The sequence below is a fragment of the Kribbella sp. HUAS MG21 genome, from assembly GCF_040254265.1.
Lineage (GTDB): Bacteria > Actinomycetota > Actinomycetes > Propionibacteriales > Kribbellaceae > Kribbella.
Map to the genome: position 1 here is coordinate 7,125,484 of NZ_CP158165.1, position 14,441 is coordinate 7,139,924.

13 protein-coding genes are annotated in these 14,441 nt (G+C 69.4%); 8 read left to right on the forward strand and 5 right to left on the reverse strand.

Annotated elements, in window-relative coordinates:
• Nucleotides 1-66: 66 nt before the first annotated feature.
• Nucleotides 67-708 carry a PadR family transcriptional regulator gene (locus tag ABN611_RS34445; RefSeq protein WP_350276475.1) on the reverse strand — a complete coding sequence of 214 codons (642 nt, stop codon included), beginning with the start codon at nt 706-708 and terminating at the stop codon, nt 67-69.
• Between the two features lie 122 nt (nt 709-830).
• On the opposite strand from ABN611_RS34445, the gene ABN611_RS34450 reads away from it, so the two are divergent.
• Nucleotides 831-1,961: a site-specific integrase gene (locus ABN611_RS34450; RefSeq protein ID WP_350281723.1), complete on the forward strand. Its 1,131-nt coding sequence runs from the start codon at nt 831-833 to the stop codon at nt 1,959-1,961.
• Between the two features lie 13 nt (nt 1,962-1,974).
• Here ABN611_RS34450 and ABN611_RS34455 read toward each other — a convergent pair whose 3' ends face one another.
• The gene (locus tag ABN611_RS34455; RefSeq protein ID WP_350276476.1) at nt 1,975-3,297 is read right to left on the reverse strand and encodes an acyl-CoA dehydrogenase family protein; all 1,323 of its coding nucleotides are present in this window, start codon (nt 3,295-3,297) and stop codon (nt 1,975-1,977) included.
• A gap of 85 nt (nt 3,298-3,382) precedes the next feature.
• On the opposite strand from ABN611_RS34455, the gene ABN611_RS34460 reads away from it, so the two are divergent.
• The 4 genes from ABN611_RS34460 to ABN611_RS34475 are packed head-to-tail and all read left to right on the forward strand — an operon-like array spanning nt 3,383 to nt 7,605.
• The gene (locus tag ABN611_RS34460) at nt 3,383-4,117 is read left to right on the forward strand and encodes a TetR/AcrR family transcriptional regulator (protein WP_350276477.1); all 735 of its coding nucleotides are present in this window, start codon (nt 3,383-3,385) and stop codon (nt 4,115-4,117) included.
• Nucleotides 4,114-5,391: an acetyl-CoA C-acetyltransferase gene (locus ABN611_RS34465; protein ID WP_350276478.1), complete on the forward strand. Its 1,278-nt coding sequence runs from the start codon at nt 4,114-4,116 to the stop codon at nt 5,389-5,391. Before ABN611_RS34460 ends, ABN611_RS34465 begins: the two co-directional genes overlap by 4 nt.
• 8 nt (nt 5,392-5,399) lie before the next feature.
• Entirely contained in the window at nt 5,400-6,746 is a 1,347-nt protein-coding gene (locus ABN611_RS34470; protein WP_350276479.1) for a 3-oxoacyl-ACP reductase, read from the forward strand.
• A gap of 1 nt (nt 6,747) precedes the next feature.
• Complete coding sequence (locus ABN611_RS34475; RefSeq protein WP_350276480.1) at nt 6,748-7,605, forward strand: MaoC/PaaZ C-terminal domain-containing protein; 858 nt, start codon at nt 6,748-6,750, stop codon at nt 7,603-7,605.
• On the opposite strand, the gene thrS is transcribed toward ABN611_RS34475, so the two are convergent.
• The 3 genes from thrS to ABN611_RS34490 form a co-directional block, all read right to left on the reverse strand.
• Nucleotides 7,571-8,806 carry a threonine--tRNA ligase gene (thrS, locus tag ABN611_RS34480; RefSeq protein WP_350276481.1) on the reverse strand — a complete coding sequence of 412 codons (1,236 nt, stop codon included), beginning with the start codon at nt 8,804-8,806 and terminating at the stop codon, nt 7,571-7,573. The genes ABN611_RS34475 and thrS overlap by 35 nt on opposite strands.
• 150 nt (nt 8,807-8,956) lie before the next feature.
• Nucleotides 8,957-9,802: an acyl-CoA thioesterase II gene (locus ABN611_RS34485; protein WP_350276482.1), complete on the reverse strand. Its 846-nt coding sequence runs from the start codon at nt 9,800-9,802 to the stop codon at nt 8,957-8,959.
• 42 nt (nt 9,803-9,844) lie between these two features.
• Nucleotides 9,845-10,759 carry a PAC2 family protein gene (locus tag ABN611_RS34490; protein WP_350276483.1) on the reverse strand — a complete coding sequence of 305 codons (915 nt, stop codon included), beginning with the start codon at nt 10,757-10,759 and terminating at the stop codon, nt 9,845-9,847.
• A gap of 174 nt (nt 10,760-10,933) precedes the next feature.
• Between ABN611_RS34490 and ABN611_RS34495 the strand changes: the two genes are divergently transcribed.
• The 3 genes from ABN611_RS34495 to ABN611_RS34505 are packed head-to-tail and all read left to right on the forward strand — an operon-like array spanning nt 10,934 to nt 14,433.
• Complete coding sequence (locus ABN611_RS34495) at nt 10,934-11,950, forward strand: hydroxyacid dehydrogenase (RefSeq protein WP_350276484.1); 1,017 nt, start codon at nt 10,934-10,936, stop codon at nt 11,948-11,950.
• Complete coding sequence (locus ABN611_RS34500; protein WP_350276485.1) at nt 11,947-13,854, forward strand: DUF2264 domain-containing protein; 1,908 nt, start codon at nt 11,947-11,949, stop codon at nt 13,852-13,854. Before ABN611_RS34495 ends, ABN611_RS34500 begins: the two co-directional genes overlap by 4 nt.
• A gap of 51 nt (nt 13,855-13,905) precedes the next feature.
• Nucleotides 13,906-14,433 carry a ferritin gene (locus ABN611_RS34505; RefSeq protein ID WP_350276486.1) on the forward strand — a complete coding sequence of 176 codons (528 nt, stop codon included), beginning with the start codon at nt 13,906-13,908 and terminating at the stop codon, nt 14,431-14,433.
• Nucleotides 14,434-14,441 lie beyond the last annotated feature (8 nt).

A 14,441-nucleotide genomic window follows, 5' to 3' on the forward strand; every position in this document is an offset into this window, starting at 1 on the left:
TTGAGCTAGTCAAATTTGACTACTTGGCCAGAGGAAAAGGAGGAGGAAATGTCTATTCAAGTTTGATTACAGGCGCATCTTGAGGGGTTCGGGGACCGTTCGCCACGAACCCGGATCATCGGCCATGGTGTAGGCGCCCTCAGACAGTCGTTTGCTCAGGCTCTTCGCCCACTCCAGTTCGGTGCGTGCCTGTCCCGCCCACAGTTCGGCCTGATCGCGGACGTGTTCGGGAATGTCGGGGTTCGGGTTCTCCCACCCCTTGGCCTGCCCTACGAGCTCCGCTTCCAGGCGCGCGACCCGCTCGTTAACCTGCGCGATGGCATCTGTCCTGGTCAGCATGGGCAACATGGCGATGGACGCGTTGAGCATGTCCGGGTCGTGGGTGCGCCGCAGACCGTCGCGGACCAGTTCGACGATCTCCTCGCGGCCCCGAACTGTCGCGCGGTACAGGATGCGCTCCGGCCCGGAGTTGCCCGGCTCGGCGTGCTCGGTGAGGAGGCCATCAGCCGCCGCCTTCTTCAGCGCGTGATAAACCGAGCCGCGCTTGATCTTGGCCCAACTCTCCGCACCCCAGCTCTGCAGTTCGGACCGCACCTGGTAGCCATGCGCGCCGCCGGAGAGGTGCACGATACCGAGCACCAGGAGCTTCGTCGCCGACGTGCGCCCACCTTCGCTCGACCCTTTCGTCTCGATCGCGAGCTTTCCCATGGGTTCGATTCCTTCTCCCGGTGTTGCGAACGGATTAGTCGAGACTAGTCAAGTTTGGCTACTTGGCCAGAGTGCACGAGGAGGAGCGTCTAGTCAAGTTTGGCTAGACGCGCATCTTGAAGGTGATCGGGGACCCTTCGCCACGAACCCTTCGGTTTGGGGAGGTTGCGGAGCGGTGGTTGGCAGCCCGGGTGGTGGATCCGGCTTCGGTGATCAGGTATGAGTCGTCGCTCCGGTTGCATGTGGATCCGGTGTTTGGGCGGCGGCAACTGCGGACGATCAAGCCGTCCGAGATCGCCGCTTGGGTTGCCGATCTGGATGCGCGATTCGGGCCGTCGACTGCACGTACGGCGTACCTCGTGCTGCATGGAACGCTCGAGATCGCGGTCGATGACGAGGCGATCAAGAAGAATCCCGCCAAGGGTCGGGCCGTCAAGGTGCCGGCGGAGAAGAGCGGAAGGACGGTCGCCTGGAGCGATGATGTGGTGCTCCGGATCGTCGAGGGACACGCACCGGAGTACCGGCCGATCGCAGCGGTCGGAGCGGCATGCGGGCTACGGCAGGGTGAGTTGTTTGGGCTGGCCGAGGAGGACGTCGACTTCGAGGAGATGGTCATTCACGTTCGGCGGCAGGTGAAGAAGCTCGGGAGAGAGTTCGTGTTTGCGCTGCCGAAGAACGACACCGAGCGGACGGTGCCGATGTCTGATGGGACGGCGCTGGTTCTCAAGGAGCACATCGAGGCGAGCGAGCCACGCCCGTACACCTTGCCCTGGGAGAAGACGGACGGGGAGCCGCGGACCGTCAAGCCTCTGTTCCGGCGGACCGATGACAAGCACATCCGGGCGCGGACGTACGACGAGCTCGTCTGGAAGCCGGCGTTGTTCTACGCGGGTGTGATTGCGGAGCCGAAGACGGATCGGCGGGGACGGCGGCAGTACGTGTCCAGTCGGGAGAACGGGATGCATGCGCCGCGGCACTACTTCGCGAGTATCACCCTCGCGGATGGGGTCAACATCAAGGAGCTGGCCGAGTACCTGGGCCACAGCAACCCGGGGTTCACGCTGAGGCTCTACACCCACATGCTGCCGTCATCTCATGAGCGGGCGCGGAAGGCGGTCGACTCCAGACTGTCCCGTCTCTTCTCTCTGAAATCTCACGGAGCAGCCACGGAGCAGGCCGTCATACGGTTCCCCACTACCTCCTGGGAGCCGGACGACGGCCTGTACCCCGACCAACCTGGAATCAGCCTCTGACCTGCGGAAACGTCTACCGGATGCGCATGCCGGAGATCGCGCGGGCGATCACCAGGCGCTGGATCTCCGACGTACCTTCGAAGATGGTGTAGATCTTGGCGTCTCGGTGTAGGCGTTCTACGGGGTATTCGCGGGTGTAGCCGTTGCCGCCGAGGATTTGGATGGCTTCTTCGGTGACCTTGACGGCTACTTCGCCGGCTTTGAGTTTGGCCATGGAGCCTTCGCCGTGGCGGTAGTCGGGGGTCTCGCCGCGCATCAGGGCGGCGGACATGTTGGCGGCTCGCCACACCAGCAGCCGGGCGGCGTCGATCTCCAGGGCCATGTCGGCGAGTTTGAAGGCGATGCCCTGGTTGTCGATGATCGGGCGGCCGAACTGTTCGCGGGTCTTGGCGTATTCCAGGGCGACCTCGTACGCCGCCCGCGCGATGCCGATCGCCTGGGCGCCGACGATGTGGCGGGTCATCTCGAAGGTGGCCATCGAGGCGTTGCGCCCGGCCCCGGCTGAACCCGTGGTACGCGCCTCGTGGGCGCGGGCGATGCGTTCGTCGAGTTTGGCCTTGCCGCCGAGGACGTTCTCGGCGGGGATGCGGACGTTGTCGAAGAAGACGTCGGCGGTGTGGGAGGCGCGCAGGCCGTGCTTGCGGAGCTTGGTGCCCTGCTCCAGTCCGCGTACCTCCGACTTAGGTACGACGAACGCGGCCTGACCCTTGGTACCGAGCGAAGGGTCGACCGTCGCGACCACGACGTGGATGTCGGCGATCCCGCCATTAGTCGCCCACGCCTTCTGCCCGTTGATCACCCACTCAGAAGTACGCTCGTCGAAGACCGCCCGCGTACGGATCGCGGACACGTCCGACCCGGCGCCGGGCTCCGACGAGCAGAAGGCGGCCACGCGGACGTCGTCGGGAGTGCCGTAGCAGCGGCCCATCCACTGGCTCCACTGTTCCGGCGTACCGTTCGAGAAGATCGCCGACGACGCCAGCCCGGTGCCCTTCAGCGACATCGCGATGCCCGCGTCGCCCCAGAACAGCTCCTCGTGGACCAGCGGCATCAGCAGGCCGGTCGGGTCGACGAAGAGGTTGACGTTCATGTCGAGGCCGTAGATGCCGACCTTGGCCGCTTCCTGGATGATCGGCCAGGGGGTCTCCTCGCGCTCGTCCCACTCGGAGGCGGCGGGGCGGATGACCTCGGCGGCGAAGGTGTGCGCCCAGTCCCGGATCTCGCGCTGCTCGTCGTTGATGGCCAGCGAGAACGTGCTCCAGTCCGGCTTCGAGCGCTCCGCGCCGAGGTCGCCGGCGAGCGTCATCACGTCTGCGGAGACAACAGGGTCACTCATCAGGTCCTCACAAGTGCGGGGATGTTACCGGCGAGTGTAACTGCCGTTTGCACCAACAGGTACCACTGTGGCTAAGATCGATGCCATGAGCTCCGCGCTGCTCGCGATCGGACGCCGCCGGACCACGGCGGAGCGTCGGCGCGACCGCGAGCGGGACATCATCCGCGCCACCCGCGAGCTGTTCGACGAGCGCGGCACGATCGACGCCCAGATCGACGATATCGCCAAGCGGGTCGGGATCAACAAGGCCCTCATCTACCGGCACTTCGCCGGCAAGGAGGAGCTGTTCGCGCTCACCCTCGTCGCCTACTTGGCAGAGCTGGACGAGCGCCTGCAAGAAACCGACAACCCACGCCGCGCGCCGCTCAACCGGCTCAAGGCGCTGAGCGAGGCGTTCGTCGACTTCTGCCTGGAGTACCCGGCCTTCACCGACTGCGCGATGAGCCTGCTCCGGAGGACCGGCGACGAGCTCTTCGGCGAGATCACCGAGCCGGTGATGCTCAAACTCGGTACGGCGATGGCCGCGCCGCTGGACCGGATCGCCGCGATCCTGAAGGCCGGCCAGCGCACCGGCGTGTTCGACGAGGTCGACACCGCCTACCTGGCCAACCACCTGTACACGCAGACCCTCGGATCGTTGCACATGGCAAGAGTCGGGCTGATCGTGTCGGGCAGCCGGCCCGGCCACCCGGTGGTGCATCATGCCGATGTCGGCACCGTCCGGTCGACCGCGATCACCGCGACGCTCGCCACCGCGGTGGGACGCAAAGCCCTGACAACCAAGAAGACCCGCTCCGCTAGAGCAGGAGAGATATCGTGACCGAACCGCGCAAGGTGGCTGTGGTCGCCGGCAACCGGATCCCGTTCGCCCGGCAGGACAAGACCTACCGGCACGCCTCCAACTCCGACATGCTCACCGCCGCGCTGAACGGTCTCGTCGACCGCACCGGCCTCGGCGGCCAGGAGGTCGGCGAGGTGGTCGCCGGCGCGGTCCTCAAGCACGCCCGCGACTGGAACATGGTGCGCGAGGTCGTCCTCGGCTCCAAGCTCGCCGCGAGTACGCCGGCGTACGACATCCAGCAGGCCTGCGGCACCGGCCTCGAGGCCGCGATCCTGGTCGGCAACAAGATCGCGCTCGGCCAGATCGACGCAGGCATCGCCGGCGGTGTCGACACCGCGTCCGACGCCCCGATCGCGGTCAACGACCGGCTGCGCAACATCCTCCTCGACCTGAACCGCGCGAAGACGTACCCGGACCGCCTGAAGGTGCTCGCTCGGGTCCGGCCGAAGGACGTCGTACCGGAGATCCCCCGCAACGCCGAGCCGCGGACCCGCAAGTCGATGGGCGAGCACGCCGCGCTGACCGCGCTGGAGTGGGGCATCACCCGCGAGGCCCAGGACGAGCTCGCCCTGAAATCCCACCTCAACCTGGCCGCCGCCTATGACCGCGGCTTCCAGAACGACCTCATCACTCCGTACCTGGGCCTCGAGAAGGACCAGAACCTGCGCCCCGACACCACGCTCGAGAAGCTGGCGAAGCTCAAGCCCGTGTTCGGCAAGGGCGAGACCGCGACGATGACGGCCGGCAACTCGACGCCGCTCACCGACGGCGCGTCGACCGTGCTGCTGTCGACCGACGAGTGGGCCGAGCAGCACGGCCTGCGGCCGCTCGCGTACCTCACCCACTCGCAGACCGCCGCGGTCGACTACGTGAAGGGCGCCGAGGGCCTGCTGATGGCCCCCGCGTACGCCGTACCGCGCATGCTGGCCCGCGCTGGAATCAGCCTCCAGGACTTCGACTACTACGAGATCCACGAGGCGTTCGCGTCCCAGGTGCTGGCCACGCTGAAGGCGTGGGAGGACCCGATCTTCTGCAAGGAGCGGCTCGGCCTGGACGCTCCGCTGGGCGAGATCGACCGGGCCAAGCTGAACGTGAACGGCGGGTCGCTCGCGGCGGGGCACCCGTTCGCCGCGACCGGCGGGCGGATCGTCGCCGCGCTGGCCAAGCAACTCGACGAGAACGGTGGCGGCCGCGGGCTGATCTCGATCTGCGCCGCGGGTGGCCAGGGTGTCGTCGCCATCCTCGAGAAGTAGGAGCTGAGATGACCGATCGCTACCAGACCTTCACCCGGACGCCGCTCGGGCAGACCCTGGTGAAGAACCTGGGTCTGCCCGACCCGGCGCCGCTGCCCCGCTGGACCGAGGGCGCACCGGTGATCGACGGGCCGGTCGTCTTCGGCGCCATCGGCGAGACCGACGCCGGCAAGGCGATCCAGGCCCTGCTGCACGACATCGGCGCCGCGTTCAGTACGGCGGCCGAGGGCGTCGCGTCGAGCACGATCCGCCCGAAGGCGCTGGTCTTCGACGCGACCGGCGCCGCCTCGACCGCGGACCTGAGCAGCCTCCAGCGGTTCTTCTCCCCCGTCATCCGCCAGCTCGCCCCGGCGGGCCGGGTGATCGTCGTCGGCCGTACGCCGGAACTCTCGAGCTCCAGCGACCAGCACGTCGCGCAGCGGGCGCTCGAAGGGTTCACGCGCAGCCTCGGCAAGGAGGTGAAGCGCGGCGCCACGGTCAACCTCGTGTACGTCGCCCCGGAGGCCCACGAGCAGCTCGACTCCACGCTGCGCTTCTTCCTCTCCCCCAAGTCGGCGTACGTCGACGGTCAGGTCGCCCGCGTCGGCACCGGGCCGCTGGTCAGCAACGACCCGGACCGTCCGCTCGCCGGGAAGATCGCGCTGGTGACCGGCGCCGCCCGCGGCATCGGCGCCTCGATCGCCGACACGCTCGCCCGCGACGGCGCGACCGTCGTCGGCGTCGACGTACCGCAGAACGCGGACCCGCTGCGCAAGGTGATCACCCGGATCGGCGGCACCGAGCTGCTCCTCGACGTGACCGCGGTCGACGCGGCGCAGCGGATCGCGGCGCACGGCAAGGAGCAGCACGGCGGGCTCGACATCGTCGTGCACAACGCCGGCATCACCCGCGACCGGCGGCTGGTGAACATGCGCACCGACGCCTGGGACGCCGTCCTCGACGTCAACCTGCGCGCTCCCGAGCGGATCACCAAGCACCTGGTCGAGTCCGGCACGGTCCGCGACGGCGGCTCGATCGTCGGCGTCTCGTCGATGGCCGGGATCGCCGGCAACAACGGCCAGACGAACTACGCGACCTCGAAGGCCGGCGTGATCGGCATGGTCCAGGCGCTCGCCCCGGTGCTCGCCGAGCGGCAGATCCGGATCAACGCGGTCGCGCCCGGGTTCATCGAGACCGAGATGACCGCGAAGATCCCGTTCGCGATCCGCGAGGTCGGCCGCCGGATCAACTCGCTGCAGCAGGGCGGGCTGCCGATCGACGTCGCCGAGACGATCGCCTGGTTCGCGGATCCGGCCTCGGCCGGGGTCACCGGCAACGTGGTCCGCGTCTGCGGCCAGAGCATGCTGGGCGCCTGACATGCCGACCCGACGGTACGACGACTCGCCGGGTTTCGGCGCGCTCTACGCGCGGACCGTGCGCGCGACGCTGCGCCGGGCCGACTACGAGCCGGACGAGGACGGGCTGACGCTCGAGCTCCCCCGCTCCGCGATCGACCAGGACCACCTGCACACCTACCGCGAGGTGACCGGGTTCCAGGCCGGCCCGGCGCTGCCGCCGACGTACCCGCACGTCCTGGCCTTCCCGCTGCACCTCGACCTGATGTCCGACCCGTCGTTCCCCTACAAGCCGATGGGGATCGTGCACCTGTCGAACACGATCACGCAGAAGCAGCCGCTGCCGCTGCACGCGGAGCCGTCGATCCGCGTGCACAGTACGCCGGAGCGGCCGCACCCGAAGGGCACCGTCTTCGACATCATCAGCGAGGTGTTCGTCGACCGCGAGCTCGTGTGGAGCGACCTGACGACGCTGCTCAGCCGCTCCGCCGGGACCCCCGACGCGCGCGCGGACCTGCTGCCCGACCCGGTGCTGAGGCCGAGCGCCTGGTGGGACCTGCGCGGCAACCTCGGCCGCCGGTACGCCGCGGCGTCCGGCGACCGGAACCCGATCCACCTGTTCAAGCTGACCGCTCAGGCGTTCGGGTTCCCGCGCCAGATCGCGCACGGCATGTGGGCCAAGGCCGCCGCGCTGGCGTCGATCCAGCGCGCCGGCCGGCTGCCCGACGCCTTCACGGTCCGCGTGGACTTCCGCAAGCCGTTGCTGCTCCCGTCCCGCGTCGGGTTCGGCTTCGAACAGTCCGGCAAGACGACCGACTTCGCGCTGTACGCCGAGTCACACGACCTCACCCACCTGATCGGACAGCTGCAGGCACACTGAGCCTGGCGATCCGGTCGAGCACCTCGCCGATCGGCGCCGGGTCCCACCGCTGCCCGTCGCGCTCGCGGACGGCGAGGGATCCGGCTTCGGCCTCGCGGGCGCCGATCACTGCCTGGTACGGCGCCAGCCGGTTCTCGCGGATCCGGGCGCCGAGGCTGCCCTCGTCGGCGTGCGCGACCTCGACCCGGAGGCCCCGGTCCAAGGCCCGCCGGGCGACCTCGACGGCGAGCTTCTCCTCGGCGTCCGAGATCGGCAGTACGACGACCTGCACCGGCGCGAGCCACGCCGGGAACGCGCCGCCGTGCACCTCGATCAGTTGCGCCATCGCCCGCTCGATGCTGCCGACGATCGCCCGGTGCACCATCACCGGCCGGTGCTTGTTGCCGTCGGCACCGACGTACTCGAGCCCGAACGCGGCCGGCTGGTGGAAGTCCACCTGCACGGTCGACAGGCTGAACTCGCGGCCGGCCGAATCCATCATCTGGATGTCGATCTTCGGCCCGTAGAACGCCGCGTCGCCGGGCGCGTCCTCGTAGTCGACCCCCGCGTCCTTCAGTACCTCGCGGAGCAGCTCGGCCGCCTGCGCCCAGCTCGCCGCGTCACCGACGTACTTGCTCGCCGGGCTGTTGAACTCCGCGTCGACGGCAGGGAGCGCGAGCACGTACCGCGACGCGCGGATGCCCATGTCGGCGTACGCCTGGTTGATCAGCCGCAGTGCGTCCGCGGCCTCGGAGGCCACCTGGTCGAGGCGGCAGAAGATGTGCGCGTCGTTGAGCTGCATCGCGCGGACCCGGCTCAGGCCGCCGATCGCGCCGGAGAGCTCGGCGCGGTACTGGCCGCCGAGTTCGGAGATACGCAGCGGCAGCTCGCGGTAGCTGTGCGAGCGGGAGCGGTACATCAGCGCGTGGTGCGGGCAGATGCTCGGTCGCAGCACGAGTTCCTCGCCACCGATGTCCATCGGCGGGTACATGTCGTCGTGGTACTTCGCCCAGTGGCCGGAGATCTCGTAGAGCTCCTTCTTCGCGAGCACGGGTGAGTACACCTGCTGGTAGCCGGCTCTGCGTTCGACTTCGGCGATGTAGCTCTCGAGCGCCCGTCGTACGGCGGCTCCGGCCGGCAGCCAGTAGGGCAGGCCCGCGCCGATCAACGGGTCGGAGTCGAACAGGCCGAGTTCGCGGCCGATCTTGCGGTGGTCGTACATGGTGGTCTCCTCGTCGAGGGTGGGGCGAGAGACCACAGGGAACGACGAAGCCCCGGGGCACTCGCCCCGGGGCTTCGTTCGACAGTCAGGTGTCAGCGCGCCGGGACGTACTCCGGCGTCGTCGTGACTACAGCGCGCTTCAACACACCTCTACGCTAGCAGATCGTCGTCCAGCCCGACGGGGCGAATGAGGCCCTCCTGCGCGACAGAGGCCACCAAGTGGCCGGCTTCGTTGTAGAGCCGGCCGGTCGCGAAGCCACGGGCACCGGAGGCCGACGGCGACGCCTGGTCGTACAGCAGCCATTCGTCCGCGCGGAAGGGCCGGTGGAACCACAACGCGTGGTCGAGCGACGCGGGCTGGATCCGGCGGTCGCCGATCACGATGCCGTGCGGCAGCAGGCTGGCGCCGAGCAGTGTCAGGTCGCTCGCGTACGCCAGCACGCAGGCGTGCAGCGCCGCCTCGTCAGGAAGCTTGCCCGCGGCACGAATCCAGAACTGGCGGCCGGTGACGCCCGCCAGCCGGACGTCGAGCGCCGCCCACTCACGATCCCAGTCAGCCGCCGGACGCCCGGACCGGGCTTCCAGTACGGTTGCCAGCCGCGGCGCCTCCTCCGGCGGTACGGCGTCGTCCGGCATCGGGTCCTGGTGATCCAGTCCGCGCTCCGGACGCTGGAACGACGCGGACATGTAGAAGATCGGCTTGCCGTGCTGCGAGGCGACCACACGACGGCTGCTGAACGAGCCGCCGTCACGCGTCGGCTCCGCGCGGTACACGATCGGTACGGACGTGTCGCCGGCGCGCAGGAAGTACCCGTGCAGCGAGTGCACGACGCGCTCGGGGTCGACGGAGCGGCTGGCCGCCGCCAGCGCCTGTCCGAGCACCTGGCCGCCGAACACCCGTTGCATCGAGGTCTGCGGCTGACGTCCCCGGAACAGGTCGACGTCGATCAACTCCAGGTCGAGAAGCTCGACCAGATCCTCCAGCGACTCAGGCATGCCTCATCCTGACAGGCCCTGCACCGATAAGACCAAACCGGCTTACTTGTCGTCCTCGCGGTTCAGCTCGGCCAGGAACTGCTCGACCTCGGCACCGAGCTCGTCCGCGGACGGCGTGGAGTCCGCGAGCAGGCTCTTGCGGCTCAGCGAGCCGGCCGCGGCGTCGTACTGCGTCTCGAGCGCCTTGACGACCGCCGACGCGTCCTCGGAGGCCTCGACCTGCTCGTCGACGAGCCGGCCGGTGACGGCGGCCTCGTCGAGCAGCGCCTTGCTCGGCAGCAGCAGCCCGGTCGCCGCGGAGATCGCGTGCACCAGCGCCAGCGCCGCGCTCGGGAAGCGGTTCTCGGCGAGGTAGTGCGGGACGTGCACGGCGAAGCCCATCGCGTCCTTGCCGGCCTCGCCCAGGCGGACCTGCAGCATCGTGCCGGCGCTCGCGGGCAGCTGCATCTCGCCGTCCCAGATGTTCGCGCGGGTCACCAGCTCGGGCCGCGTCGCATGCGCGGTCAGGCCGAGCGGGCGGGTGTGCGGAACACCCATGGGGATGCCGTGGACACCCACCGTGAGCGTCACGTTGTAGAGCTCGACGAGCTGCCGGATCGCGCCGGCGAACCGGTCCCAGTGGTTGTCGGGCTCGGCGCCCTCGAGCAGCAGGAACTCGACGCCCGCGTCGTCGGTCACCAGATGCAGGCTCAGGTGCGGCGGGGTGTAGTCGGTGAACCGGTCCTCGGCGAACGTCACCTCGGGGCGCCGGGCCCGGTAGTCGTGCAGGAGGTCGACGTCGAACCGCGCGAGCAGCCGGTGGTCGAGCACCTCGAGCAAGTGGTCGGCGGTCACGCGGCCGGCCCGGCCGGCGTCCATGAACCCGTCCAGTGAGTGCACCATGACCTTCGGCGGCGCCGCCGGGCCGGTCGCCACCGACTCGTCGACGATCTCGTAGAGGTCGTCCGGTCGCAGCATCCTCGTTCTCCTTCGCAGTGGCCGACAGGGCGGGTAGGCCCCTCTATCCTGCCCTCTTCCAAGCCAACGCCCGGCAGCGGGCGACAAATTCCGGAGCCGCGGAGATTTCCCGGATGTTCCACGACTCGGCGGTGGGCGAGACAGCTGCGGAAAGCGCTTGCTAGGTTGGTTGCCGTGAGCCTTGAACCGAATTCCGCCCTGACGGTGATGCTGGCGATGAACGACGGCAGCCGCGACCGCGTGCTGGTGCCGCGGGTCCGGCAGCGCCTGGAGTCCGTCGCCACCGTGTTGCCGGTCAGCCCGGGCAGCAGCTTCCTCGCCGATCCCGCCGTGCGGGCCGCGCTGCCGGACGTCGACGTACTGCTCACCGGCTGGGGCTGCCCGCGGATCGGTCCGGAGGTACTGGACGAGGCGCCGAAGCTGCAGGCGATCCTGCACGCGGCGGGCTCGGTGAAGGCGATCGTGGACCCGAGCGCGTTCGACCGCGGCATCCAGGTGTCGTCGGCGGCGACCGCGAACGCGCAGCCGGTGGCCGAGTTCACGGTGGCCGCGATCGTGCTCGCCGGGAAGCGGGCCTTCCGGCTCGCGGCGCAGTACCGGCTGGAGCGGCGTAAGGCCGACCCGCACGGGATGCCCGGCAGCTACGGCACGACGGTCGGCCTGCTGGGAGCGTCCCGGATCGGGAAGATGGTGGCGGAGCGGCTGCGCGGCTTCGACCTCGAGGTGCTGATCAGCGACCCGTACCTGACACCGGCCGAGGCTGCCGAGCTCGGCGCGGAACTGGTCGACAACGACACGCTCTTCCGGCGTAGCGACATTCTGAGCGTGCACGCGCCGCTGCTGCCGGAGACGGTCGGCCTGGTCGACGCGCGGCTGCTCGGCCTGCTCAAGGACGGCTCGGCGCTGATCAACACCGCGCGCGGCAAGATCGTGGACCCCGACGCGCTGCTCCGCGAGTGCGCGTCCGGCCGGATCGACGCGATCCTCGACGTCACCGAGCCCGAGCCCCTGCCGCCGGACTCGCCGCTGCTCGACCTGCCGAACGTCTTCGTCACCCCGCACGTCGCCGGTGCCGTCGGCCACGAGATCGCCCGGCTCGGCGAACTCGCCGTCAGCGAACTCGAACGCCTCGCCGCCGGCAAACCCCTCGAACACGCCATCAGCCCCACCGAGCTCGGGAGGCTCGCATGACCCGCTTGATCCTGCCCGACACCGACCGTGAACTGTCGCGCCAGACCGGTTGGGTGCGCGCGCACTGGGAGGCGCTCGCCGACCACCTGCTGGACTCGCTCGTGCCGTACTTCTCCCCCGGCGCCTCGCTCGTCGAGCTGCCGGGCCGACCGAGCCGGTCGGGTACGGCGTCCGACGCGCTGGAAGGGTTCGCGCGGTCGTTCATGCTCGCCGCCTTCCGGATCGCCGGCGTGCAGGGCAAGGGCTGTGAGCAGCTGATCGAGCGGTACGCGCGCGGCGTCGCGAACGGCGCGAACCCGGACCACCCGGAGGCCTGGCTGCGGCTCACGCCGAGATCGCAGCAGATGGTCGAGGCCGCCGCGATCGCGGTCTCCCTGCACGAGACCCGCGAGTGGATCTGGGACCGGCTCGACACCCGGGCCCAGGAGCACGTCGCGGAGTGGCTCGGCGGCTTCAACGGGTCCACGACACACGACAACAACTGGCGGCTGTTCCAGGTCGTCAGCGAGCAGTTCCTCGCCTCGGTCGGCGCGCCGTACGAGCAGAGCGACATCGACGGCGGCCTCGACCGCATCGAGGACTGGTACGTCGGCAACGGGTGGTACTCCGACGGCGACGGGCAGAACTACGACAACTACATCGGCTGGGCGATGCACCTGTACCCGGGCCTGTGGGCGCGGATGGCGGCGGCCACCCCGGGAGCGCAGTACGAGGACCGGCTGAAGCTCTACAAGGAGCGGATCAAGCTGTTCCTGGAGGACGCGGTACATCTGGTCGGGAACGACGGGGCGCCGATCTACCAGGGCCGCTCGCTCACCTACCGGATGGCGTCGGCGGCGCCGTACTGGATGGGCGCGCTGCTCGACTCGACGCCGTTGACGCCGGGCGAGACGCGGCGGCTGTGCTCCGGGATCGCCCGGCACTTCGTGCAGCACGGCGTACCGGACGAGCGCGGCGTGCTGACGCTCGGGTGGTACGACACGTTCCTGCCGGCCACGCAGCAGTACTCCGGACCGGGATCGCCGTACTGGGCCTCGAAGGGGTTCGTCGGGCTGATCCTGCCGCCGGAGCACCCGGTCTGGTCGGACCCCGAGGACTCCGTCCCGCTCGACGACGCGGACCAGGTCCGGGCGATGCCGGAGCCGGGCTGGATCGTGCACGCAAGCCGGCACGACCAGGTGGTGCAGCTGGTCAACCACGGCGCCGACCACGCGCCGGTGACCGAACCGCAAGGCCCGGAGCCCGCGGGCGACCCGCACTACAACCGGCTCGCGTACGCGAACCACGCGGGACCGGACCTGTCGGACCACGAGCCGCACGTCGACAACCTGATCTCGCTGGTCTCCCCCGACGGCGCTGCGAGCGGCCGCGGCCGGATCCGCCGGCTGGGGGTCGACGGCCGTACGGCGGCCTCGTGGCACAACGCGTGGCTCGGCGCCGAGGGTCCGTGGCCGATCGAGATCGTGTCGATCGTGCACAACGGCTGGGAGATCCGCTGCGCGCTGGTCGACGGGCCGGCCGGATCGCTCGTCCGCAGCGGCGGCTTCGCGGTCGCCGGCGACTCTTTGCCGGAGGCAACGGTCAGCGCGCGGGCGGCGTCCGCGCGGAACGCCGACGGATTGGTGTCGGCGGTCGTCGGGTTGCACGGGTACGACGAGGCGGGCGTGCAGCGGGGTCTCGGGGTGAACGCGTTCGGCGCGCACTCCGCGACGCCGTACCTGACCGCGCCGCACACCGGCGAACCGCTCGTGCTGGTGAACGCCGTACTCCTGACCCGGGACGCGTTGCGGCCCGAGGCGCTTGCCGAAGGCATCGATGTGTCGGTGGCCGGTACGACGGTCCGGATCGGGTTGCCGGGCGGCGGTTCCGAGGTGGTCGAACTGGGACGGAACCGTGCCGGTTAGGTCAGGCTCGCCAACCGTGTGCTTTCGGCGGATGGCCGTTACATTGACGGCATGAGCACGTACGAGAAACTCCTGCAGGACCAGATCCGCAACGAATTCACGGCGTCGCAGCAGTACGTGGCGGTCGCCGTCTGGTTCGACGAGCAGGATCTGCCGCGGCTGGCCGCGCACTTCTACAAGCAGTCCCTGGAAGAGCGCAACCACGCCATGATGATGGTGCAGTACCTGCTGGACAAGGACATCCGGCCGCAGATCCCGTCGGTCGGTGAGGTCGAGTCGGACTTCAAGTCCGCGCTGGAACCGCTCGAGCTCGCGCTCGCGCAGGAGATCACCGTCACCAAGCAGATCGAGACGCTGGCCCGCACCGCGCGGGACGAGAGCGACTACATCGGCGAGCAGTTCATGCAGTGGTTCCTCAAGGAGCAGGTCGAGGAGGTCTCCGCGATGAAGACGCTGGTGAACGTCGCCAAGCGCGCCAGCGACAACCTCTTCCACCTCGAGGACTTCCTGGCCCGGGAGACCGTCGGCGAGGTGGGCAACGACCCGACCGCACCCGCCGCGGCCGGCGGCACGGTCTAGTCCCTGCC

What these genes read in the sequence shown, in the direction of transcription:
- ABN611_RS34445 (WP_350276475.1), bottom strand. Translation starts at nt 708, where the DNA reads ATGGGAAAGCTCGCGATCGAGACGAAAGGGTCGAGCGAAGGTGGGCGC.
- ABN611_RS34455 (WP_350276476.1), bottom strand. Translation starts at nt 3,297, where the DNA reads ATGAGTGACCCTGTTGTCTCCGCAGACGTGATGACGCTCGCCGGCGAC.
- ABN611_RS34460 (WP_350276477.1), top strand. Translation starts at nt 3,383, where the DNA reads ATGAGCTCCGCGCTGCTCGCGATCGGACGCCGCCGGACCACGGCGGAG.
- ABN611_RS34470 (WP_350276479.1), top strand. Translation starts at nt 5,400, where the DNA reads ATGACCGATCGCTACCAGACCTTCACCCGGACGCCGCTCGGGCAGACC.
- ABN611_RS34475 (WP_350276480.1), top strand. Translation starts at nt 6,748, where the DNA reads ATGCCGACCCGACGGTACGACGACTCGCCGGGTTTCGGCGCGCTCTAC.
- thrS (WP_350276481.1), bottom strand. Translation starts at nt 8,806, where the DNA reads ATGTACGACCACCGCAAGATCGGCCGCGAACTCGGCCTGTTCGACTCC.
- ABN611_RS34485 (WP_350276482.1), bottom strand. Translation starts at nt 9,802, where the DNA reads ATGCCTGAGTCGCTGGAGGATCTGGTCGAGCTTCTCGACCTGGAGTTG.
- ABN611_RS34490 (WP_350276483.1), bottom strand. Translation starts at nt 10,759, where the DNA reads ATGCTGCGACCGGACGACCTCTACGAGATCGTCGACGAGTCGGTGGCG.
- ABN611_RS34500 (WP_350276485.1), top strand. Translation starts at nt 11,947, where the DNA reads ATGACCCGCTTGATCCTGCCCGACACCGACCGTGAACTGTCGCGCCAG.
- ABN611_RS34505 (WP_350276486.1), top strand. Translation starts at nt 13,906, where the DNA reads ATGAGCACGTACGAGAAACTCCTGCAGGACCAGATCCGCAACGAATTC.